At 74.3% G+C, this 21,941-nt stretch carries 18 protein-coding genes; 7 read left to right on the top strand and 11 right to left on the bottom strand.

The features are described from left to right. Positions 1-251: 251 nt before the first annotated feature. Together ACFY23_RS22910 and ACFY23_RS22915 are read right to left on the bottom strand one after the other, a co-directional pair. Positions 252-1,079, bottom strand: coding sequence for a hypothetical protein (locus ACFY23_RS22910; RefSeq protein WP_350686843.1), 828 nt, complete (start codon positions 1,077-1,079; stop codon positions 252-254). 129 nt (positions 1,080-1,208) lie between these two features. Continuing rightward, positions 1,209-2,153, bottom strand: a complete 945-nt coding sequence (locus tag ACFY23_RS22915; RefSeq protein ID WP_350686844.1) for an alpha/beta hydrolase — start codon at positions 2,151-2,153, stop codon at positions 1,209-1,211. Between the two features lie 131 nt (positions 2,154-2,284). On the opposite strand from ACFY23_RS22915, the gene ACFY23_RS22920 reads away from it, so the two are divergent. The 3 genes from ACFY23_RS22920 to ACFY23_RS22930 all read left to right on the top strand — a co-directional run bounded on the left by ACFY23_RS22920 (position 2,285) and on the right by ACFY23_RS22930 (position 3,862). Further along, positions 2,285-2,923 (top strand): TetR/AcrR family transcriptional regulator, encoded by a 639-nt coding sequence (locus tag ACFY23_RS22920; protein WP_350686846.1) that lies wholly within the window; start codon positions 2,285-2,287, stop codon positions 2,921-2,923. Positions 2,924-3,196: 273 nt separating this feature from the next. Continuing rightward, on the top strand, positions 3,197-3,340 hold the full coding sequence (locus ACFY23_RS22925) for a hypothetical protein (RefSeq protein WP_350686848.1): 144 nt from the start codon (positions 3,197-3,199) through the stop codon (positions 3,338-3,340). 198 nt (positions 3,341-3,538) lie between these two features. After that, positions 3,539-3,862 (top strand): hypothetical protein, encoded by a 324-nt coding sequence (locus ACFY23_RS22930; RefSeq protein WP_350819354.1) that lies wholly within the window; start codon positions 3,539-3,541, stop codon positions 3,860-3,862. A gap of 142 nt (positions 3,863-4,004) precedes the next feature. Here the strand turns inward: ACFY23_RS22930 and ACFY23_RS22935 are convergent, their stop codons facing one another. From ACFY23_RS22935 to ACFY23_RS22975, 9 genes are all read right to left on the bottom strand, one after another. Next, positions 4,005-4,670: an SMI1/KNR4 family protein gene (locus tag ACFY23_RS22935; protein WP_350687578.1), complete on the bottom strand. Its 666-nt coding sequence runs from the start codon at positions 4,668-4,670 to the stop codon at positions 4,005-4,007. A 133-nt stretch (positions 4,671-4,803) separates the two neighbouring features. After that, the gene (locus tag ACFY23_RS22940; RefSeq protein ID WP_350819352.1) at positions 4,804-5,733 is read right to left on the bottom strand and encodes an ROK family protein; all 930 of its coding nucleotides are present in this window, start codon (positions 5,731-5,733) and stop codon (positions 4,804-4,806) included. Positions 5,734-5,770: 37 nt separating this feature from the next. Further along, positions 5,771-7,228, bottom strand: coding sequence for a lyase family protein (locus tag ACFY23_RS22945; protein ID WP_350685575.1), 1,458 nt, complete (start codon positions 7,226-7,228; stop codon positions 5,771-5,773). A gap of 65 nt (positions 7,229-7,293) precedes the next feature. Beyond that, entirely contained in the window at positions 7,294-8,247 is a 954-nt protein-coding gene (locus tag ACFY23_RS22950; protein ID WP_350685576.1) for an amidohydrolase family protein, read from the bottom strand. Next, positions 8,244-9,194, bottom strand: a complete 951-nt coding sequence (locus ACFY23_RS22955; protein WP_350685578.1) for a creatininase family protein — start codon at positions 9,192-9,194, stop codon at positions 8,244-8,246. The genes ACFY23_RS22950 and ACFY23_RS22955 overlap by 4 nt, the downstream gene beginning before the upstream one ends. Further along, positions 9,191-10,984, bottom strand: a complete 1,794-nt coding sequence (locus tag ACFY23_RS22960; protein ID WP_350685580.1) for an iron ABC transporter permease — start codon at positions 10,982-10,984, stop codon at positions 9,191-9,193. The genes ACFY23_RS22955 and ACFY23_RS22960 overlap by 4 nt, the downstream gene beginning before the upstream one ends. Further along, positions 10,981-12,054 carry an ABC transporter ATP-binding protein gene (locus ACFY23_RS22965; RefSeq protein ID WP_350685582.1) on the bottom strand — a complete coding sequence of 358 codons (1,074 nt, stop codon included), beginning with the start codon at positions 12,052-12,054 and terminating at the stop codon, positions 10,981-10,983. Before ACFY23_RS22965 ends, ACFY23_RS22960 begins: the two co-directional genes overlap by 4 nt. A gap of 186 nt (positions 12,055-12,240) precedes the next feature. Then, positions 12,241-13,287: an extracellular solute-binding protein gene (locus ACFY23_RS22970; protein WP_350685584.1), complete on the bottom strand. Its 1,047-nt coding sequence runs from the start codon at positions 13,285-13,287 to the stop codon at positions 12,241-12,243. A gap of 48 nt (positions 13,288-13,335) precedes the next feature. Further along, entirely contained in the window at positions 13,336-14,499 is a 1,164-nt protein-coding gene (locus ACFY23_RS22975) for an ROK family protein (RefSeq protein ID WP_350685585.1), read from the bottom strand. Between the two features lie 416 nt (positions 14,500-14,915). Here ACFY23_RS22975 and ACFY23_RS22980 point away from each other — a divergent pair, with 416 nt between their 5' ends. From ACFY23_RS22980 to ACFY23_RS22995, 4 genes are all read left to right on the top strand, one after another. Then, on the top strand, positions 14,916-17,612 hold the full coding sequence (locus ACFY23_RS22980; RefSeq protein WP_350819351.1) for a sugar-binding protein: 2,697 nt from the start codon (positions 14,916-14,918) through the stop codon (positions 17,610-17,612). 334 nt (positions 17,613-17,946) lie between these two features. Next, entirely contained in the window at positions 17,947-18,099 is a 153-nt protein-coding gene (locus ACFY23_RS22985) for a hypothetical protein (protein WP_350685524.1), read from the top strand. A gap of 214 nt (positions 18,100-18,313) precedes the next feature. Beyond that, positions 18,314-20,746 carry a DUF4135 domain-containing protein gene (locus ACFY23_RS22990; RefSeq protein WP_350685522.1) on the top strand — a complete coding sequence of 811 codons (2,433 nt, stop codon included), beginning with the start codon at positions 18,314-18,316 and terminating at the stop codon, positions 20,744-20,746. Next, entirely contained in the window at positions 20,743-21,939 is a 1,197-nt protein-coding gene (locus ACFY23_RS22995; protein WP_350685520.1) for a hypothetical protein, read from the top strand. The genes ACFY23_RS22990 and ACFY23_RS22995 overlap by 4 nt, the downstream gene beginning before the upstream one ends. The last annotated feature ends 2 nt before the right edge of the window (positions 21,940-21,941 follow it).

Raw genomic sequence — 21,941 nt, forward strand, 5'->3', positions numbered from 1 at the left:
GACGGATCGGGGTGACCGATAAGATGATCTACAGAAGTATGCAAATTAGGAAGATCACGTGAAGTCTTCCCGTTCAGGCATCGATCAGACGGACGAGTTCCGGTGCCACCAAAGGGTGCCGGGCCGCGCAGCTGACGGGGAGCCGACCCAACGGCACAGCGTTGACGGCATGCCGGGAGCCGTCCGGAACGGCCTGGTGATCGCCGAGAGCGACGACACGGCCTCCATCTGCGCGTCCAGGTGACGAGGCACTAGCTATGGACACGGGGGAGGTTCGTCGCACGCCACGACGGCCACCCGTCCGGCCACGTGTCGGGCCAGTCGTCTCCGCCCTGGCCCGCGCGCGGGATCCCGCCGCTCGCCAGGCCGGCGACCTCCCTGGCGAGCCGCTCCGCGACATCGGCGACGTCGGCGACCGACAGCCGCACCCAGCCGTCGAACCGTGCGCCCAGCGCCCTGTTAACCAGCGCCGCGCTCCGCTGCTCCGGCACTCCCGCGGCGTTGAGGAACCAGGTGAGGACCCGCGCGCACCAGGCCTGCCACCCGTCCTCGTCCTCGACGCGGGCCACCGTGGTGGTCATCAGATGAGCGATCGCCGTTTCCCAGACGGCGACGATCTCGCCCTGCTCGGCCACCCCTTGGAGACGCGGCAGGAACCGGTCGAACCGCTCGGCCAGGTTCTCCAGCCAACGCCGCCACTCGACCAGCGCGTCGGCAACCAGGAGCAGAGTCTCCGCCGGTGAGGTGGAGATTGGCGCCCAGAAGTCCCACCTGCCGACCAGCTCGCCGACGTAGTCGTCGACCCCGAGGGACCAGTGCCAGCCGTAAGCCCAGGCACCGTAGTGGCCGACAAGGGCATCAGTCATCGCCATGTTCCACTGGAACGCGTCCTCGCGCGCGGCGTGGTCATCGGGCCACGCTGCATCCTGCGCGGCAAGTGGCACGGCGGGTACGGGAGGCGCCAGGGATCGCACGATGGCCGGCGCCCCCGCGGGGTCGAACGAGTGCCGAGCCGGGTCGACGTCTGCCCATCCGGCCAGGCTGTACCAGCGCTGCGGTGACAGGTTGTCAGTTGCCATCGGTCACATCCTATGTACCGACCGACGATCGCTCTGGCAGCCGCTGTGCCGCTCGGATCTCGCCCCCTTCCCCGCACGCGCTCGTCGCCGACGAGGACACCGCCGGCGGCGGCACACCCTCGATCTCTGTCATGTCGGCAGTAGCTGGCTGACGAAGCCGTCGATGGCCTGCCTCATCTGGGAGAGGCCCGGTTCCTCGATCGGCAGGTGCCCGGCTTCGTCCAACAGCACCAGATGCCTGCGTGCGGCGATGCGCCCGAAGAAAGGCATGCTCAGCTCCGGCGGGGTCCAGCGGTCGGCCGCCGGGTGGGTCATCAGCACCGGGCAGGCGGTGAACTGTTCCGGTTCCACCGGTGGAGCCGAGGAGAGGAAGGTGCGGAGGAACGTCAGCGAGACGCGGTTGCCGCCGCCGGAGGGATCTGACGCGACCAACGCCGTCAAGGAGGGGTCGTTGCTCATCGCGCCCATGTTCGCCACCCAGCGCATGGGGATGTGGACCCGGCCCAGCCAGCGCAGGTGGTGCAACATCGGCGGCGCCGTCCTTCCCATGATGGGCAGACGGGTCATCCGCATCCGGACCGCGACGTCGCGCGGGTCGAGCAGGCAGGTCACGACCAGGCCGGCGACATCCCCGTGGGCGGCGACCGAGTAGGCCAGCATCCCACCCATGCTCGCCCCCAGCAGGAACACCGGCCGGCCGTCGCGTGCCTTCTCGGCCACGACGAGATCGGCCACGCAGTCGATCCACTCCTGGTAGCTGACCGGTCGCTTGTCGGTCCTGCTCAGCCCGTAGCCGAGCAGGTCCGGCGCCACCACCTCCAGCGGTGTGGTGCGGGTCAGCAGGCGCGCGTAGGGCGCGAGCATGCGTCCGTATCCGCCCGCACCGTGCAGCAGGACGAGCTTGGCCGGCGCGTCGGGCGCCGCCAGCCGGTCCAGGTGTACGGCCCTGCCGCGCCACCGCCACCACTCTTCCGCCGGGGCGTTGACCGCGGTAACGCGCAACTGTGCGGGATAGAACCGCTGATAGGCGTGCCAGTGCGTGACGTCGTCGTAGGTGTACGGCGCGACCGCCATCGGACCCTCCCCGGGAGTTCTTCATTCCAGCCGCGCCCTGCTCACCGCATCGCGGGTAGGCAAGTTTCCGCAGCTCTCGGCTATGGTATGAGGAATCCCTCGCTTTCTGGTACTCGCATTCGGGAGTTCGATTGCCTCCTCGGTCGTCACCGCATCAGCCCAGGAAGACGCCCCAGCAGCAACGCTCCTGGCAGACCCGTCAGCGCATCCTCGACGCCGCGGCTCGCGTTTTCGCCGACTACGGGCATGCCGCGGGCACCACCGACCGCATCGCCGAGGCCGCGAGGCTCTCCGTCGGCTCGGTGTACCAGTACTTCCCGAACAAGGACTCGATCCTGCTCACCCTCGCGCTCGCGCACATCGACGAGAGCGCCGCAGCCGTGCGAGCGGCCCTCGCCGACATCCCCACCCCTGCGACGCTGACGCAGTGGCTGCCCGCGACGGTCGCCGCGTACGCCGACCTGCACACCCGCGACCCGCGCCTGCACAGGGTGCTGTTCGAGGAGTCCCCACGCCCGCCCGAGCTGCTGGCCCGATTCCGCCAGGCCGAACGCGACGCCGCCGACGCCGTCGAGCAGCTCCTGCGCCAGGACCCTGCCCTCGACCTCGCCGAACCCGCACGCAACGCCCGCGTCGTGGTGGCGGTCATCGAGTCCCTGGTCCACCGCTGGGTCAGCCAGCAGCCAGACGACATCGACACCCTGACCACCGAGATCGTCGATCTCCTGGTCGCCTACCTGAGCGCCGCGCAGCGTCCCCCGCGGCGTTAAACCCTCGGCAGCCCTCGGCCCAGGCGCGACCGGTCGGCGCTCCTCGCCGACCACCTGCGCGACATGGCCGACATGGACGACGGCGGTCACGCCCACGTGGAGCACTTCGATGGCCACCACTTCCTGTCGCCGGAATGCGTGCCGCTCGTCATCAACAGCCCGCACGGCGGGATCCCCCGGCGCCGACCTGGCCTCCGCCGGCGCCGCCGAGCCGACCGCCGTCCTGCCCGGCCCCGGCCACGGGGCTGACCGTGGTCGGGCACGGTGTAGTGTTTGACCAGCGTCCGGGGCCGCGACGGCCGCACCGAGGTGCGGGTGGTCGCGCAGACACCGACCGCCACGACCGCGGTCATCAGCACCCGTGGCGTCCGGGGAGCGGGGCGCGCGGACCTCCTCGGCCATCCGGTGACCCGCTGACCACCGACGGTGACGGCATGGTCCGGCGGTCGACGCGCGCCGGGGAGAGCGCCACCGTGCAGCTCGACCTGACCTGACCGCGCGAGCCTCCCCGGACGCACGCCCGGCACCTGCGACGCTGTGCCGGGGTGGAAGGTTTCACCGGCACGGAAAATGGAGAAGGTGGAAGTCGCACCTGCGCCCGAGGGGGGAACACTCGTGTCCGACACCAGCACCGACCGGTCCGACCGCCAGGCCGACCGTCCCGACGAGGTGACCGACCCACTGCTGTGGAAGCTCGCCCTGGACGTGGCCGACGCCCACGAGCCGGACGGGGAGGGCGGGTGCCGCAACCTGCTCTGCGCAGGCCAGGCCTGGCCCTGCCCGGCGTGGAACAACGCCCAGCACGCGCTGCGCGTGGCCCGGGCCGACTCCGCCGGGCAGCCGTCGTCGCCCAGCGTCCCGAGGCAGGCGGACCGTACCGACTGGCCGGCCGCGGCCGGGCCGGCGCGACGCCCCCGGCCGGCCGCGTCGGCGGCGTAGCGCGCCGCGCCTCGGGCCGAGCCGGACGTACGCGCCCGTTCGGTGCCGAACATCGCCGCCGCACCCGCCTGCCGGGTGCGGCGGTCGTCGTGACCGGCGTGCTGCCGTAGCTCAGGCCGGCCCGGCGATCCGGGCGGCCAGCTCAGGCCAGGGCGGCGTCGGCCTCGTCCAGCCAGCGCCGGTACCAGCGGGCGAAACCCAACGGCGTGCCGTCGGAGTCGAGCAGCGGCCGGAAGCCGGCGCTGTCGACGGTGTCGTCGGCCCACATCTGCCCGCGTGCCGGGCCGCTGACCACCAGCGCCTCGCGCATCGCGCAGCCGAGGTGGCACAGGTAGAGCAGCCCGATCGAGTGGTCGGGGACGCAGACCACGCTGTCGTGCCGTTCCCAGTAGGCGTCCTCCGCCTCGTTGAAGGCCTCGACGGTGTCGTAATCCTCCTCGTCGGGCGGCTCGGGCAGCCCGTCGGCCGGGTTGAACGCCTCGGTGTGCGGGAACGGCTGGTGCAGCGTGTCCCGATCGGTGAGGTCGGCGCCGTCGCCCTCCCACGCCCAGCGACCGTCCACCCTGCGCAGCGGGAACAGCCCGTAGGTCGGCCCGGCGCCGCCCCGGCCGGCGGTGAGCAGGAACGAGCGGTACTCCTCGGGCAACTCGACCCGCAGTTGCCCCTCCAGCTCGGCCAACTCCTCGGCGCGCAGCGGCGGCTCCAGCGTCCACCGGTGCGCGTGGGCGCCGAAGACCTTGTCACCGTCGGGGTGGGCGGCCAGCCGGGCGAGCCGCGCGCGTACGTCTGACCAGTCGGTGTGCGTCACGAGCGGCACCCTACCGACGGGCACCGACAACGACGGGGCGGCCGGCCCCCGGTGCGGGAGCCGGCCGCCGTCTGTCGGCGCCAGGTGTCACCGGCCGGTCCGGCCCGTACCGGCAGGCACGGGCCGGGACCGGTCACCGGGGGGTCGGGACCGCCTCGCGGGCGAGGATGACCGCGCCGAGCAGCGCGGCATCGTCGGCGAACCGGGACAGGACCACCTCCGGCGGGTACGGCAGGACCGCCGCGAGCCGCTCCCCCAGCAGGCCGCGGATCAGCCCGTTGCCGGCCACCCCGCCGACCAGCACCACCCGCTGCGGGTCGAGCAGCAGGCAGGAGGTGACGAGGTGCCGGGCCAGCTCGTCCACCCGGGCGGTCAGCGCGTCCCGGGCCGGGCCCGGGCGCTCGGCGGCGGCGGCCAGCGCGGACGCGCCGCCCGGCAGCCCGAGCGAGTCGGCGAGGCCGTCCAGCGCCCGGCCGGAGAAGTCCAGCTCCAGCATGGTGCCCGGCCACGGGCCGCCGGCCACGGCGTAGCCGATCTCGCCTGCCGCCCCGTGGTGACCGGCCAGTACCGCCCCGCGGACCGTGACCGCCGCCGCGACGCCGGTGCCGAGGCCCACCACCAGGCCGGGGTCGGCGTCGCGCAGCGCGCCGATCCGCAGCTCGGCCAGGGCGGCGGCGTTCAGGTCGTTGTCGACCGCCACCGCCGGCACCGCCAACCGGTCCCGGACCGCGTCGGCGAGCCGCAGCCGGTCCCAGCCGGGCACGTTCGGGGCCAGGTCGATCCCGTCGGGCCGGACCACGCCGGGGGAGGCGATGCCGGCCGCGACGACCGGCGAGCCGACCTCCCCCACCAGCCTCGCGGCCAGCTCCAGGGCCCGGTCCAGGGCCTGCGGGGCACCCCGCTCGGCGTACGTCGGGACCCGCTCCCGGGCCAGCAGCCGCCCCTGCCCGTCGGCCACCCCGACGGCCATCTTGGTGCCGCCGAAGTCGATGCCGAGCAGCACGCCCGCGTCGCCGGCCACCGCGGCTGCCTCGGCCGCCCGACCGGCCAGCCGCACGCTCACCGTCCCGTCCCCGTGGGCACGACCCCCGCGCCGGCGCTCATCGGCCCGCCCGCTCGGCGGCGACCGCGTCCAGCGCCTTGTCGGCGGCGGCCAGGCGGTCCCGAACGGCGGCTAGCCGGCCGGCGACGGTGTCGAAGGTGCCGCGCAGCACCGCCACCTGGGCCCGGACGGCGTCCGCGCCGGGGCCGTCGACCTGGGCGCGGTCGAGCACCAGCTCGGGGCGTACGGCGGCGGCGATCAGGTCGGCGACGGCGGCGTCGTCGAGCCCGTCGGCGATCCCCTCGGCCGCCGCGCGGACGGTCTGCGCGGTCCAGGTGTCCGGGGCGCCGCCGCGCACCAGCCGGCCGACCACCGAGTGGGCGGCCCGGAACGGCACCCCGTGCCGGGTCAGCGCGTCCGCGGCGGCGGTGGTGGTGGCGCCGGAGGCGACGATCTCCTCGGCCGACGGCGGCGCGAGCGGCTCGATCTCGGCGAGGAAGCCGCCGAGCAGGGCGAAGAACCGGTCGGTGCGGTCGTTGCTCTCCCAGAGCCGGACCTGCACGTCGGTCGTGGCGTTGTTGGAGTCCTCCCACCAGGCCGCGCCGACGTTGTTGAGCACCGAGGCGGCGTCGGCGGCGGTGGCGCCGGCCATCGAGACGAGGTGCTCCAGCACCACCGGGTTGCGCTTCTGCGGCATGATGCTGCTGCCCTGGGTGAAGTCGCCGGGGGTGGTCACCCACCGCCAGCTCAGCCAGTCCATCAGGGTGCGGGCGAGCCGGGCGCCGGTCGCGAGGGCCTGGGCGTTGAGCGTGCCGACCCGGACGAGGTGGTCGGCGCCGGCCACCGCCTCGTAGGAGTTGGTGACCAGGCCGCCGAAGCCGAGCAGCTCGGCCACGCGGGCGGGGGCGATGTCCAGGTCGGTGCCGGCGAAGGCGCAGGAGCCCAGCGGCGAGGTGTTGAGCTGGTCGATCAGGTCGGCGTACGCGACGGCCTCCCCCGCGAGGGCCTCGGCGTAGCCGGCGAGCGCGTGCCCGATGGTGGTGGGCTGGGCCGGCCGGCGGTGGGTGTAGCCGGTGATCACCACGTCGGCGTACCGGTGCGCGGAGTCCAGGGCGGTCGCGCCGGCGGCGAGGACCCGGTCGAGGACCCCGAGGAGCTGGTCGCGCAGCAGCATCCGGAACACCCCGGCGTCGAGGTCGTTGCGGCTGCGGGCCATCTGCACGTCCAGCTCGGACGTGGGGATGCCGCACGCCTGCGCCAGCCGCTTCTCCATCAGGTAGTAGGTGTCCTCGAACGTGCCGTCGAACTCCGGCGCCGGGGCGGTGTCGGCGCGCAGTTCGGCCAGCCCGCGCAGCAGCCGGGCGCCACGGTCGGCGGGGATGAGTCCCTGCTCGGTCAGCATCACCACGTGCGCCTGGCTGGCCCGCACCATCGCCGGGAACAGGTTCCCGACGTGGTGGTCGTAGGTCGGCCGGAGGTGGTGCCGCTGGTAGGTGGTCAGCGCGGGTGTGCTCATGACGGTTCTCTACTTCCTTCCGTGCCGGGCGCGCCGGTCACCCGCCGCGCCCGGTCGTCAGCCGGTCAGTGGTCGAGGCCGAGCAGGCGCTCGGCGTTCCCGGCGAAGATCGCGCGCAGGTGGTCGTCGGGCAGGCCCAGCTCGCGGCAGATCCGCAGCTGGTCGTCGAGGTAGCGGGTGACGTAGCCGCGCGGGAACCACGACGAGTCGCTGCCGAACACGATCCGGTGCGGGCCGATGGTCTCGTAGCAGCGCCGGAACAGCTCGTCCAGCGTCAGCTTGTACGGCATCCAGCGCACCCACTGGTTCGACCCGGAGGTGTCGACGTGGATGTTCGGGCAGCCCCAGGCGGCGAAGAGCAGGTCCTGCACGTGCTGGACGCCGAAGTGCGGCACCACCACGGCCAGCTCGGGGAAGCGGCGGGCCATCCGGGCCAGCTCGTCGGGGCCGCCGTACCGGCCGTGGGACAGGCCGCCGGCGCTGCCGTAGTGGCCGATGTGGATCAGCACCGGCACGCCGAGGCGCTGGGCGGTGCCCCAGAGCGGGTCGAGGGCCTCGTCGTCGAGCGGGCCGCGCAGCAGCGGGGCGAAGAGCTTCAGCCCGCGCAGGCCGCGTTCGACCACCGCGCGTTCCAGCTCGGCGGAGGCGTCCGGGCCGTACGGGTCGTGGTGGGCGAAGCCCAGCAGCAGGTCGGGGTGGCGGTCCACCACGTCGGCAACGGTGTCGTTGCCGCCGCCGGTGACGAACACGGCCCGACGGATGTTGACGGCGCGCAGCTCCTGCGCCCACCGGTCCGCCTCGTCCTGCCACCGCGACGCGGGGGGCTCGGGGTCGGGGAAACCCCACGCCTGCCGCCACTGCGCCGCGTACGGGGCGGAGCCGGCGGCCCGGACGGCGCGCTCGTGCTCGCCGCCGGGGTGCATGCCGGCGGCGTGCTCGCACGCCCGGATCGTCTCGTCGGCGCCGATGCGGAAGTGCAGGTGGAAGTCGACGACGTCGAGTCCGCGGTCGACGGTCACGGTGCCTCCTCGGGCTCGGGCCCGCCGACCGGCGGGGTGCCGGCGGGCGGGACGTCCGTGGGCGGCACGTCCGTGGGCGGCGGGGTTGCGCCAGACGGGGCGTCGGCCGGCAGCGGGGCGTCGGTGGGCGGGGCGGGTAGCGGGGCGGCCACCCAGGCGGCGACGACCTCGCGCAGCCGGGTCGCGGCCAGTTCCCGGACCCGCCGGCCGGTCTCCTCGCCGGCCAGCGAGACGTGCCCGGACCAGCCCTGCCACGGGTCGGGCCGGGACTCCACCAGCACGTACGGGTGGGTCACCGGCAGCTTCGGCCTCGGCGGCAGGTCGGCCACCGCGTCGAGGCGCACCGCGCCGGGGTCGAAGCCGAGCACCCCGTCGGTCTCGTACGCCCCGCCGTGGCCGCGGGCCGGCAGCGGCCCGTACAGCTCGGCGGTCTCGGCCGGGGTGACCAGCTGGAACCAGTTGACCAGCAGCAGGCTGGCGGTGCGCCGCCCGGAGACCCACTCCATGGCGGCCCGGACGGTGGACATGTTGGCGTCGTGCCCGTTGACGATCAGCAACCGGGGGAAGCCGGCCGCCACGATGCCCTCGATCACGTCGGCCAGGTAGCCGACCGCGATCTCCGGACGGATCGCCACGGTGCCGGGCCACGGCCGGGTCTGGCCGGGGCAGGCGGCGTACGGCACGGCGGGGAACAGCACCCCGCGCGGACCCGCCGCCGTCCCGGGTCCGCCGGGCGGGGTCGCGCCGCCGGACGGCACCGCGCTCTCGGCGGCGAAGCCCTGGGCGAGGATCAGGTCGGTGCCGAGCGGCAGGTGCGGGCCGTGCCACTCGACCGCGCCGACCGGCAGGACCGCGAAGTCCGCCGCCTCGGCCACCGCCGCCAGGTCCCCGCCGGGGATCCGGGCGGCGGGGACCAGCCCGCCGCCCGCCGGCCAGGCCGCGCTCACGCCGTCCACCGCGCCGCCTCCCGGCTGGAGCGCCGGCCGCCCTCCAGCCGGCCGGAGACCACCATCACCACGAAGATCAGGACCACCTGGAGCATGCCGTACGCGGCGGCGGTGCCGACCTCGAACGAGTACATCCGGTTGTTGATCTCGACGGAGATCGGCGCGGTCTCGGAGGTGTAGATGAGCACCGAGGCGACGAACTCGCCGACGCCGTGCACGAAGGCGAGCAGCGCGCCGGCCACCACGCCGGGCAGCATCAGCCGCAGGGTGACCGTGCCGAACGCCCGCCACCAGGACGCGCCCAGGTTGCGTGCGGCCTCCTCCAGCGACGGGTCGATCTGCGCCAGGGTGGCCGAGCTGGACCGGAACACCAGCGGCAGGAACCGCACGAAGTAGGCCAGCGGCATGATCCAGAAGGTGCCGATCAGCACCTGCCCGAAACTGAACGCGTTGCCGGTGCTGAACGCCGAGATCAGGTTGATCGCCACCACCGTGCCGGGCAGCGCCCAGGCCAGCATGACCGCCACGTCCAGCAGTCCCCGGCCGCGGAAGTCCAGCCGCCGCACCGCGTACGCGATGAGCACGCCGACCACGACGCAGCCGACGGTCGCGATGAGGCTCATCTGCAGCGAGTTGAGGATCGGCTGGAACGCCTCGGGGTCGGAGAAGATGGTGACGAAGTTCTGCGTGGTGTACGCCGCCGGGATGACCTCGGTGGTCCAGGAGCCGTCGGCGGAGAACGCCACCAGGGCGATGGTCGCCACGGGGGCGAGCAGCACGGCGGTGGCCAGGATCGACGCCACCAGCGCGAGCCACTTGCCGAATGGGTTGGTGATCTCCCGCCGGTGCGCGGCGACGCCCTTGGACTGGGAGCGGTAGCTGCGCCGCCCCTCGTACCAGCGCATGCCGAGCAGGAACAGCACCGAGACCACACCGAGCACCGAGGCGTACGTGGAGGCCATCGGCAGGTCGCCGTTGGTGCGGTTGATGTAGATCTGCATGGTCATCGTCTGGTCCACCCCGAACAGCAGCGGGGCGGTGTACGAGGCCAGCGAGGTCATGAAGACCAGCAGCGAGGCGGAGACCAGCGCCGGGGTGAGCATCGGCAGCAGCACCGTGCGCCACACCCGCACGCGGCCGGCCCCCAGGTTGTACGCGGCCTCCTCCACCGAGGGGTCCATCCCGCCGAGCGCGGCGGAGGCGGACAGGTAGAAGTACGGGTACATGGTGAAGGTGTGCACCACCAGCACCCCGGCGATGCCGCTGAACGGCAGCACCGGGTTCTCGGTGCCGAAGAGCTGCTGGAGCCCGCGCGGGAGGATGCCGGTCTCGCTGTAGAGCAACTGGAACGAGATGGCCCCGATCAGCGGCGGCAGGGCCGCCGGCACCAGGATGATCGCCTCGATCAGCCGGCGGCCGGGGAACGAGAACCGCTTGAGCAGGAAGGCCATCGCCACGCCGACGATGCCGCAGAGCAGGACGCTGGCCGCGGAGATGACCAGCGAGGTGACCAGCGACGAGCGGGCCACGCCGTCGCCGCTGAGGAAGGCGCCGTAGTTCTCCACCCCGTCGACGCCGACGCTCTCGGCGAAGGTGGCGAACATCGGCTGCACCACGTACCCGAAGAGGATCAGCGCGAGCGGGAAGACCAGGACGTACGGGAACCAGCGGGAGCCGGTGCCGCCGGCGAACCGGTCGGCGAGGCGGCGGCGCGGCGCGCGCGGGGGCGTCGGCTCGCCGGTGACCGGGGCGACGGTGGCCGGGCTGGGGGTGGCGGGGATGGTGCTCACGGCCGCACCACCCACATCCGCTCGCGGTTGAGCCGCAGCCCGACCTGATCGCCGGCGGCGAGCCCGGCCGGCACGTCGATCGCGGCGACCTGCACCGGCTCGCCGGCCACGTCGACCACGAGGTTGGTGGCCATGCCGGTGAACTCCACCTCGGTGACCCGGCCGGGCAGCGCGTCCGCGTCGGTGGCCGACGTGATGCCGATGTGCTCGGGGCGCACCGACACCAGCGCGGTGTCGCCCTCGCGCAGGCCGTGCCCGGTCGGGGCGGGCGCGGCGATCTCGCCGCCGCCCGGCAGCTTCACCGTGACGGACTGCTCGGCGGCGCCGACCACCGGCAGGGAGAGCACGTTGCTGCGGCCGATGAAGCGGGCCACGAAGCTCGTCGCCGGGCGGTGGTAGATCTCCTGCGGGGCGCCGATCTGCTGCACCCGGCCGGACTGCATGACCGCGATCCGGTCCGACATGGCCATCGCCTCGGCCTGGTCGTGGGTGACGTAGATGGAGGTGGTGCCGGCCTCGCGCTGGATGCGACGGATCTCCACCCGGGTCTCCTCGCGCAGCTTGGCGTCGAGGTTGGACAGCGGCTCGTCGAGCAGCAGGGTACGCGGCCGGATCACCAGGGCCCGGGCCAGGGCCACCCGCTGCTGCTGGCCGCCGGAGAGCTCGTCGATGCGGCGGTCGCCGTAGCCGGCGAGGTGCACCTGCCCGAGGGCCTCCTCGACCCGGCGCCGCGACTCGGCCCGGCCGACCTTGCGGATCTTCAGCCCGTACGCGACGTTCTGCGCGACGCTCATGTGCGGGAAGAGCGCGTAGTTCTGGAACACCATGCCGGTGTCGCGCTTGTTCGGCGGCCGGCGGGTCACGTCCTCGGCGCCGAACCGGATCCGCCCGGAGGTGGGGAAGTAGAACCCGGCCACCATGCGCAGGGTGGTGGTCTTGCCGCAGCCGCTCGGGCCGAGCAGCGTGAAGAACTCCCCGGCGGCGATGGTGATGTCGACGTCGTCCACGGCCGCGGTGTCGCCGCCGCGCGCGAAGCGCTTGCTCACCGACTCCAGCGTGACATCGATCATGAGGTCCTCTCCTTCGTGCGGTACCGGACCTGGTCGGTCGTGGGATGGGGGCGGGAGACGGCAGGAAGGGCGGCTTCCCGACGCCTCCGGTGTGAGAGGGGCTCGCCTCTCACACCGGACCGGCGCCCCGGGGGCGGGCGCCGGTGACCCGGGGGCGGGACGGGCCCGCCCCCGGCGCCCGGGCGGTCAGCCCTTGTTCTTGATCTGGCTGTTCCAGTGGTTAATCCACTCGGTCTCGTTCTTGCCGATCACGTTCCAGTCGACGTCCAGCGGCTTGAGCTGGAGCTGGGCCAGCCACTCCGGCTTCTCGGCGATGTCCACGGCCGGGATCTGGTAGTAGTCCTTGGCCAGGTCGGCGCGGAGCTTGTCGTCGAAGAGGAACTCGATGAACTTCTGCGCGCCCTCGCTGTTGCCGCCCTTGACCGCGGCCAGGCCGTCGACCAGCACCGGGGCGCCGGAGGCCGGCATGACGTAGCCGAACGGCATGTTCGACTGGTGGGCCTGCAGCAGGATGTCCTGCAGGTTCCAGGCGCTGAGCGTGCCCTGCTGGCGGGACAGCTTCAGGTAGAGGTCGGTCGGGTTGGCCGCGTACGCGCCGGTGTTGGCGTCGAGCTTCTTGAGCCAGTCGTAGCCGGGCTGCGGGTTGCTGCCGTCCGGGGACTGCCGCACGATCATCGCGGCGTAGATCGACCGCATGGTGCCGGACGCGGCCACGTCCCGGATGATGATCTTGTCCTTCCACTCCGGCTTGAGCAGGTCGTCCCAGTCCTTCGGGGCCTGCTCCGGGGTGAGGGCCTTGTTGTTGTACATGATGACCTCGGGCAGCAGGATCTCCCCGAACCAGCGGCCCTCGGCGTCCTTGTACTTGGCGTCCATCTTGCTGGCGAAGGCCGGCTGCCAGGAGGTCAGCAGGTCCTCGGACGCGCCGGCGGCGAGACCCTGCTGGGTGCCGCCCCACCAGACGTCGGCCTGCGGGTTGGCCTTCTCGGCCCGCACCCGCTCCAGGATCTCCTGGGCACCGAGGTTGAGGATCTCGACCTTGCCCTTGTACTCGGGGTACTTGGCGGTGAACTGGTCCACGACGTAGTCGGAGACCTTCTTGTCGCGCGCGGTGTAGATGGTCAGCTTCTCGGCGCTGCCGCCGCTGGCCGCCTCGTCGCCGCCAGCGCCGCAGGCGGTGCCGGCGGCGAGGACGGTGGCGAGCGCACCGGCGAGGAGAAGGCGACGTCTCATGGGGTACCTCCGAGGGGTGAGGGGAACTGCGTTGTTCGTGGTGTGAGGTCAGGGGGCCGGCAACAGGTTGGGCAGGCCCGCGGCGGCAGCGGAGAGGGCGTAGCTGACCGCGCCGTGCAGCACCGCCCGGTCGCCGAGCACCGCCCGACGGACGTCGGTGGCGCTCGGCGCGGCGGCGTGGACGAGCGCCTGTAGCCGGTCGACGGCGGCGTCGTCGAGCTGGGCGGCGGCGCCGCTGAGCAGCACCCGCCCGGGATCGACGACGCAGACGCAGGAGACGATCAGCCGGGACCAGGCCGCGAGCAGCTCGTCGAGGTACGCGGCGGCCCGCTCGTCGGTGGCGGCCAGCTCCACCAGGGCGGCCACGGGCGAGTCCGGGCGCCGCCCGGGGGCCAGCGCCACCACCCGCTCGGCGATGGCGTTCTCCGACCAGCGGGCCTCGAACGGGCCGATCCCGTCGTGGCCCCGGTCGGCCGGGTCCAGCGGCAGGAAGCCGACCTCGCCGGCGGCCCCGCCGGCGCCCCGGCGGACCTGCCCGTCGAGCACGAGGCCGGCGCCGATGCCGTCGGCGACGTGCAGCAGCAGCAGGTCGGCGACGTCGCTGCCGGCGCCGACCGCGTGCTCGCCGGCGGCCATGAGGTTCACGTCGTTGTCCACCAGCACCGGCACCCCGAGCCGGCGCTGCACCGACTCCCCCACCGGCCGCGCCTCCACGAGGCCGACCGAGGGGGCCAGGCGGACGGCGCCGCCGGTGGAGATGCCGGGCGCGGCGACGGCCACCCCGCGCAGCGCCGGCAGGCCGTCGCCGACCAGCTCGGGCACCGAGCGGCAGATGGTGTCGACGATGTCGCCGGCGAGGCGTACCGCGCGGTGGGCGATCACGGTGCCGTCGCTGTCGGCGATCTCGCAGCTGATCCGGGACGGTTCCAGCGAGACCGCGGCGACCAGCTCGGCACGGGGGTTGAACTCCAGCATCGCCCGGGGCCGGCCGGCGCGCGAGGCGCCGGGACCCCGCTCGATCAGGTAGCCCTCGGCGATCAGCTCGCGGACGAGCGGGGTGAGCGTGGCGGGGCTCAGGCCGGTGAGCTCGGTCAGCTCGGCGCGGGAGAGCACCCGCACCTGGCGGGCGGTGGAGATCACGGAGAGCCGCTTGATCTCCTTCGACCGCTCCCGGCTCACCGGGCTCGTCGGTGGCGTCACCACGTCAGTCACACTTCCTTCCTACGGCGAACGAACTATTGAGTCAAGTAACGAAACCGTCTCGTTACCTTGCGGCCACCTTCATCAGCAGCAGAAACGCCCTTCGCGGAGTCCGTCGAGGCCGGGCACGCGCACCACCGGTCGGGGCACCGCAGGCCGGATGACCCTCGTTTGTTTCTTTCGCAAATTAAGAAAGACCTTGCAAGGCATTGACGGGCCGCCGCGCCGGTCCCTAGCGTCACCGGGCGAAGGCCTTCCAGTGTGTACGGATCTCCGTGCCGCTGCGTACCCCGGTGCCGTGGCGCCCCTCCGCGCCCCGCGCCCCCCACCGCCGTCTCCCCCGTCCGGCCACGACCCCGCGTCCGCGCCACCGCGCGCCCGACGTCGGTGGCCGCTGCGCGGACCTCGTGTGTCGCGAAAGGACCTGCATGCGACTCAAGTCGTTCCTGCTACCCACGGCCCTCGCCCTGGCCCTGTCCGGGGCGCCGGCCGTCGCCCTCGCCGCCCCCACCGACGCCCGGCCGACCGACACCGTCGACCTGGACGTCCTCTTCGTCAGCGCCCACCCCGACGACGAGGCCGGCAGCCTCGCCACCCTCGGCCAGTGGAAGGAGAAGCACGGCGCCAAGGCCGGCGTCGTGACCATCACCCGGGGCGAGGGCGGCGGCAACGCCGTCGGTCTCGAGGAGGGCCCGCCGCTGGGCATCATCCGCGAGCGCGAGGAGCGCACCGCGATCGGCCGGGCCGGCGTGGAGAACCTGTACAACCTCGACCGCGTCGACTTCTGGTACACCGCCTCCGCGCCGCTGTCCGAACAGATCTGGGGGCACGACGACACCCTGGCCCAGATCGTCCGGGTGATCCGGCAGACCCGGCCCGAGATCGTCATGACGATGAACCCCTCGCCGACGCCCGGCAACCACGGCAACCACCAGCAGGCCGCCCGGTTCGCCGCCGAGGCGTTCCACGCCGCCGCCGACCCGACCGCCTTCCCGCAGCAGCTCACCGAGGAGGGCCTCAAGCCGTTCCGGGCGGCGAAGTTCCTGCGTACCGGCGGGACCGGCAGCTCGGCGACCGGGGCGCAGTGCGCGTCCAGCTTCGTGCCGACCGTCCCGACCGACCAGGTGTTCGGCGTCTGGGAGGGCACCCCGGGCGCCGGCGGCAGGACCTGGGCCGAGATCGAGGTCGACGCCCGCCGGGACTACGTCACCCAGGGCTGGGCCGGCACCGCCGCCGCCCCCACCGACCCCGCGAAGATCCGCTGCGACTTCTACACCCTGGTCGACAGCCGCGTCCCGTACGACCCGGCGGACACCTCCCCGGAGGCCATCCTGCGCGGCTCGGTGCTGCCGGCGACGGCCGGCGGGCTTCCCCAGGGCACCGAGTTCTACCTGACCGCCGACCGGTTCGATCTCGCCCCCGGCGAGACCGTCGAGGTCACCGCGCACGTCCAGGCCCCGCACGACCGGGCGCTCACCGCGCCGCGGGTCTCCCTGCGGCTGCCGCAGGGCTGGACCGCCACCGGCTCCGGCGCGCTGCGCGACGCCGTCCCCGCCGGCACGCAGCGGACCGCCACCTTCACCGTGACCGTGCCCGCCGGCGCCGACACCAACGAGCAGCACCTCGTCGGCGCGAACCTGGCCACCGGCCAGGGCGCCGGCCGCACCGACCGCGCGGTCCGGGTCGTCGCCGACGTACGCGGCACCCTGGAGCCGCTGCCCGAGGTCGGGCTGTTCCGCACCTGGGCCGGCGACAGCGGGTATCCGCAGCTCGACACCCTGATCAAGCCGGTCCTCACCGTCGGCTCCGGCAAGAGCCGGACCGTCCGGGTCGACCTGCGCAACCACGGCGAGGCCCCGCAGAGCGGCACCGTCACCCTCGGCCTGCCGGCCGGCTTCACCGCCGACGCGGCCACCAAGAGCTACGCCGACCTGGCGCCGGGCGCGACCGGGGCGGTCACCTTCACCGTCACCAACAGCGACGCCACCCTGCCGACCGCCAACGAGGGCGGCGACGGCGGCGACTACGGCATCACCATCACCACCACCAGCGCCGCCGGCAGCACCGTCGAGACCGGCGCCCTGGAGATCGTGCCCACCAGCGAGGTGCCGCACGCCGGGCACGACCACGCCGTCGACGGGGTGGACTCCCCCGGCGAGTACCCCGGCGCGGAGCTGGACCTGTCCCGGATCTGGGAGGGGCAGGCCACCACGCCGCAGGACGCCTCGGCCACCGGCCGCGTCGCCTGGACGGAGGACGCGCTGAAGGTGTTCGTCCGGGTCACCGACGACGTGCTCGGCAAGAAGGTGGTGCCGCAGGACTGCAAGCGGCAGCGGCGTACCGACAGCGTCGAGATCATCGTCGACCCGAAGGGGAACTCGACGGACACCTCGACCGTGTTCAAGGCCGGCATCTTCCCGGTCACCGACGACCCCGCGGGCGGCGACCCGCCGTGCTGGCAGCGCGACGCCGACAACCGGCAGGGGCCGGGCGCCACGACCGCGCCGGGGATGACGGTGGTCAGCAAGGTCACCGCGCCGTACGCCGGCTACACCATCGAGGCGAGCATCCCGTTCGCGGTGCTGCCCGACGCCGTCGACCCGGCCCGGATGGGCTTCAACGTGCTGGTCTACGACTCGGACACCCAGGACCTGACCTCCCAGTCCCGGCTGGGCTGGTCCACCTTCACCGGCGTCCGCGCCGACCCGTACCGGTACGGCCTGGTGACCCTGCCCGGGTACACCCCGGCCCAGCGGCAGCCCAGCGCCCCGGTCTTCCCGGACACCGCCGCCCGCAGCGTGCACAGCCCGCAGACCATCGCGCAGTCCGCGGACGACGGCGTCGCGCCAGCCGCCGTGGCCCGGCTCCCCGAGCGGGCGCTGCGGCTGACCGGCCAGCGGCAGGTGGCCGGCGGGATCCAGGTGACGCTGCGCGCCGACCGCGCGGGCACCGCGTACCTGCACGCCTGGGACGGCGACCGTTCGCTCGGTGAGCGGTCCGTGCAGCTGCGCCCCGACCACCCGGCGACGGTGCTGGTCCCCGCCACCGGCGGCACGGCCGACGGCCTGCTGGCCGCGTTCGAGGCCGGCGGCGCCGCGCTGGCCCGCCACGTTCCGCTGACCTGACCGGCGACGGACCGGCCCGGTCATCCGACGCGGACGACCGGGGCCGGTCCCGCACGGCGCGTCCCCCGCGCCCCGACCGACACCGGCCGCGCAGCTCGCACCCACGAGCCGCGCGGCCGGTGTCGCGTCGTGCCCTGGAACGGGTGCCCGGGCGGTGGCGGCCGGTCCTCCCGCCAGCATGGTCGCCCGGATCCGCGGGATGGGCCGGTCCGCTGGACGGCCCGACAGGGACGGAAGCGGGATGACAGCGCGATGACAGCGGCCGGGGCCAGGCTCTACCCAGTCACCGGGCCTCGCCCACCCGCGGTCAGGCCCTCGATCCGAGGAGGCAGATATGAGCAGTGCGGTCCGGAAGGCCACCACCAAGGCGGCCCCGGCCAGCTCGGTCCGGGTCGGCGCCATCGTCAGCGAGCTGGAGAAGACGGTCGCCGCGCGGACGAAGGCGGACCCGACGTCGTGCGCGCCAGGCGCCATGTACTGCGCCTAGGCGCGGCCCGCCGGTCCGGGCGCCGTTCCTGAACGGAGGCACCGGACCGGGGCTGGTGGATCGACCGCTGAAAGCCCGGCCGTGATCGTGCCGCCGTCGTCGGACCCGTCGCCGGGCCCGCACGGCAGCGCGGTCACGGCCGGTCGCGGCCCCGGGTCCGGCGTCCCGGACCGTGCCGCACCGACCGTCAGGCAATCGACGAAGGGACGTACCCGTGACCAGCGTCCTGTGGGAGCTGCCGTCGACCACGCGCGGCCCCTCCACACCGGTGCGCACCGCACTGCCGCCCGTCGGGCGAAAGGTCGTGCAGGCGGTGCGGGCGGGCACCGGGGGCGCGCTGTTCCCGCCGCTGGCCGTACCGTCCCCGGGCGGGCGGTCGCTGACGGTGACCCGGCACCTCTGCGGAGCGGCCGACGCCGACCGGCTGGCCCGCGCGCTGCGGGAACCGCGGTTCGCGCCCCTCCTGGACCTTCTGGACCGGCTCGACCGGTGGTGCCGGCGCGCTGCCCCCGGCCACTGGACGGTGGTCGCGCCACAGGTGTTCACGGTGACCAACGCGGAACTGTTCGGCCCGGTCGTCGCCGAGATGTTCGTGGCCTGCGCCGCCGGCCGGCTCCGGCACACCCGCCGGCTGGCCGCCGAGGAGTCCGCCCGCTGCGTGGCGTTCCTGGAGACCTTCCTGCGCCGGCTGCGCCGGGACATGCGGTCGAGCTGGCCGGAACGCCCCGAGTTCCGCGGCCCCGTCGTCGGGCTGCACGCGCAGGGCGAGGAGACGCACAACGGCCGGCAGCGGGTCCTGCGGCTGCGCCTGCACGGGGGCGGGGAGCTGGCGTACAAGCCACGGCCGGCGAACGGGGAGGTCCTCTTCCTGGCGCAGGGGCGGCCCGGCCGCGACGGCTCGGTCTTCGAGCTGCTCAACCGGCTTCCCGCGGCATCCGGGCCGGTCCGCCTGCCGGTGATGACGTGCTGGCGGGGGCGGGGCAGGGACCGCCAGGCGTACAGCTGGCAGGAATGGATCGGCCCGCCCGCCCGGTGGGGGACGATCCGCCGGTCCGGGACGCGCCGCCTGTCCGGCACCCGGCTCGACGCCCGGCACGCGGGGCGCTTCTGGCACCGCGCGGGCTCGCTGACCGCGGCCTGCTTCGCCTTCGGCATCACCGACCTGTTCGAGACCAACCTGCTCGCCGGCAGCCGGCCGGACGACCCGGAGCCGATGCTGTACCCGGTGGACCTGGAGGTCTACTTCTTCCCGGTGCGTCGGCTCTCCGAGACCGGCCTGGTGATGGACCCCGTCAACGGCGGGCACCACCACGTCGGGATCGAACGCGAGGCGCGGTGGTGCACGATCGCCGGCCCGCTGGAGTACCTCCGCGACGGCCCCGACGGCGCGCTCCGGCTCTGCCGCGCCGACCGTTCCTGGACGCGTCGGGACGCCCGCTCGGTAGTGGCCGACAGCCGCGGCCGGATCGGGTACGCCCCGTACCTGACGGCCTTCCTGCGCGGCATGTTCGACGTCTGGACGCTGCTCTGCACGGAACGGACGCGGATCCGCCGGTTCATCGAACGGCGCTGCCGCGACAACTTCGTCCGGGTGCTGGCCCGGCCCACCGTCGACTACCTCGACGCGATCTGTCGCCGCCGCTACTCCGGCGGTGGCGCCGCGCCGCGGGCCGCCGATCCGGCGATCCGGTACGGCGCCGGGGAACTCGCGCAGCTACGGGGGATGGACGTGCCCTACTTCGTCCGGCCGGCGGGTGGCGGGCCGCTGCGGCGGCTCGCGCCGCCCTCCCCCGGCTTCCGGACGGTGCCCGCCGGGACGACGCTCGGGCCGGACCGGCGGCCGTCCCCCTCGGCCGAGGTGCGCACCGGGGCGGACCTCGACCTGGTCGGGCTCGGCGTGGCGATCCGGGACGCCGTCGAGTACGCCCACCCCGACCTGTCCGGGACGGCGTTCGACGACCACGAGCACGGCGTCGCCGTGCGGTTGACCGACTCGCAGTGCGGTGAGGCCAGCTTCGACTGGCCCGAGCAGGGACACCGGATCACCTACGTCTGGACCGACACCGTCGTACGGATCCGGCTGGACCCGCTGCCCACCGCCGGGAAGCGGGCCGAGCCGGACTGGCGCGGCGTCCGCCGGCAGTTGCTGCGGGTCCAGCGGGTGGACGCGGCGATCCGGTCCCGACTGGTGTACGGCCCCGCCGAGCCCGGGCTGGAGGAACGGTTGCGCGAGCTGACCGGTGCGGCCTCGGCCTGGCTGCACGACGTCGTGCGGTGTCAGGGGTGGCCCACCGCGGCGGTGGTGGGTCCCGCCGCGTCGGAGGCCGCCTCCCGGCTCGTCCAGCACTCGGCCGTGCCGATCCGGTGCCACCGCACCTACCTGCGGCTGGTACGGGCGGCGGCCCGCCGGGGCGAGGTGCCCTGGCGACAGGTGGCGTACCTGACCGACGCGCTGCGGGTACGCCAGGGCAGGCCGCAGGTGTTCGGCACGAAGTTCGTCGACGGCGGCGGCGCGCTGGTGCCCTATCCGATCGAGCATCCGGAGTCGGTGGACGAGCGGCGCAGGCGGGTGCGGCTGGAGCCGCTGAGCCGCTACGCGCGACGACTGCGGCAGAGGTATCCCCTGACCGGGACGGAGGCGGCGTGAGCAGCGACCAATCGTGGGACGGATTCGTCGACCGGTGCTGGGGTCGCGCTCCGGCGGTCGTCCCGGCGGCGGCACCGGTGGCCGTCCCGGACGCCTACCGGGTGATGGCGTGGGCCAGCGCACCGTTCCGGAGCGGGACCCGGTTCCGCGTGCTGCCCGACGTGCGGTTCGACACCGCCGCCGGCCGGCTCCGCGCGCCCGGGGAGCTGCTGCCCGGTGCCGAGGACCCGGATCCGGACGCCTACCGGAAGCGGCTGGGCGCCGAGTCGGCCGGGCGGGGCTGGCTGCTCGGCGTGGAGCAGCCGCTGTTCCTGGACTTCGATCTGTGGGCGCGGGTGCGGGACACCGTCAGCGCGCTCTGGCGGAGGGTGGGGTACCCGGTCCTCCCGGTCGGCGCGGAGCTGGCGTTCGGCGACGGGGTGTCCCGTGACCGGGGGCTCGCGCGCGCGTCCCGCCACGCCGTGCTGGCCTGGGTGCTGCGCGGCCGGTTGCGGGTCCGCTTTCCCGACACCGGCACGGCGGCGATCCGTGCGGGAGCGGGTCAGCTCGCCTACTGGCCGGCCGGGCTCCGCCACGCCGAGACGTACGAGGACGACTGCCTGGCGCTGCTGCTGCGCGTGCCGAGTGACAGCCGGCTGCCGGTCGGCGCGGTGCACGACACCGTCGTCGAGTTGGCCGGTGCCGGCCCGGCCGCCGAGCAGGCGGTGCCGTACCTTCCGGTGCCGGCGGCGGCCGGCGGTCCCGGCGGCGTGCTGACGCCGGCACCGCTGGCCCGCGCCGCCGCCGCGGTACGGGAGCTGAGCGGGGGCCCGGAGCTGACCCGCACCCTGCGCACCCGCTGGACGGCCCGCGTCAGCGCCGGCGGGCTGGAACCGGTGCCGGAGCCCCGCGAGCCCGTACGGCTGTCCGCCGGGCACCGGGTGCGGCGCACGGCCGAGGTGATCCGGGTCCGCGACGGGCGGTCCGGCTGGATCTGGGCGGTGAACGGGCACGCGTTCGCGGTGCAGGGCGACGCCGGGCCGCTGCTGCGCCGGCTGCGCGCCGGCCGCGTGGCCCGGGTCGACGACCTGTGCGGGCTGACCGAGGACGGGCGACCCGACCCGGGGGCCCTGGCGTTGCTGACCACGCTGTACCGGCTGCGTGGCGTCGAGGTGCTGGCCGGGCACGGCGGGCCGGCGGGAGAGGAGCGGTGAGC

This window comes from Micromonospora sp. NPDC000121 (genome assembly GCF_042899165.1).
In the GTDB taxonomy this organism is placed as follows: Bacteria; Actinomycetota; Actinomycetes; order Mycobacteriales; family Micromonosporaceae; genus Micromonospora.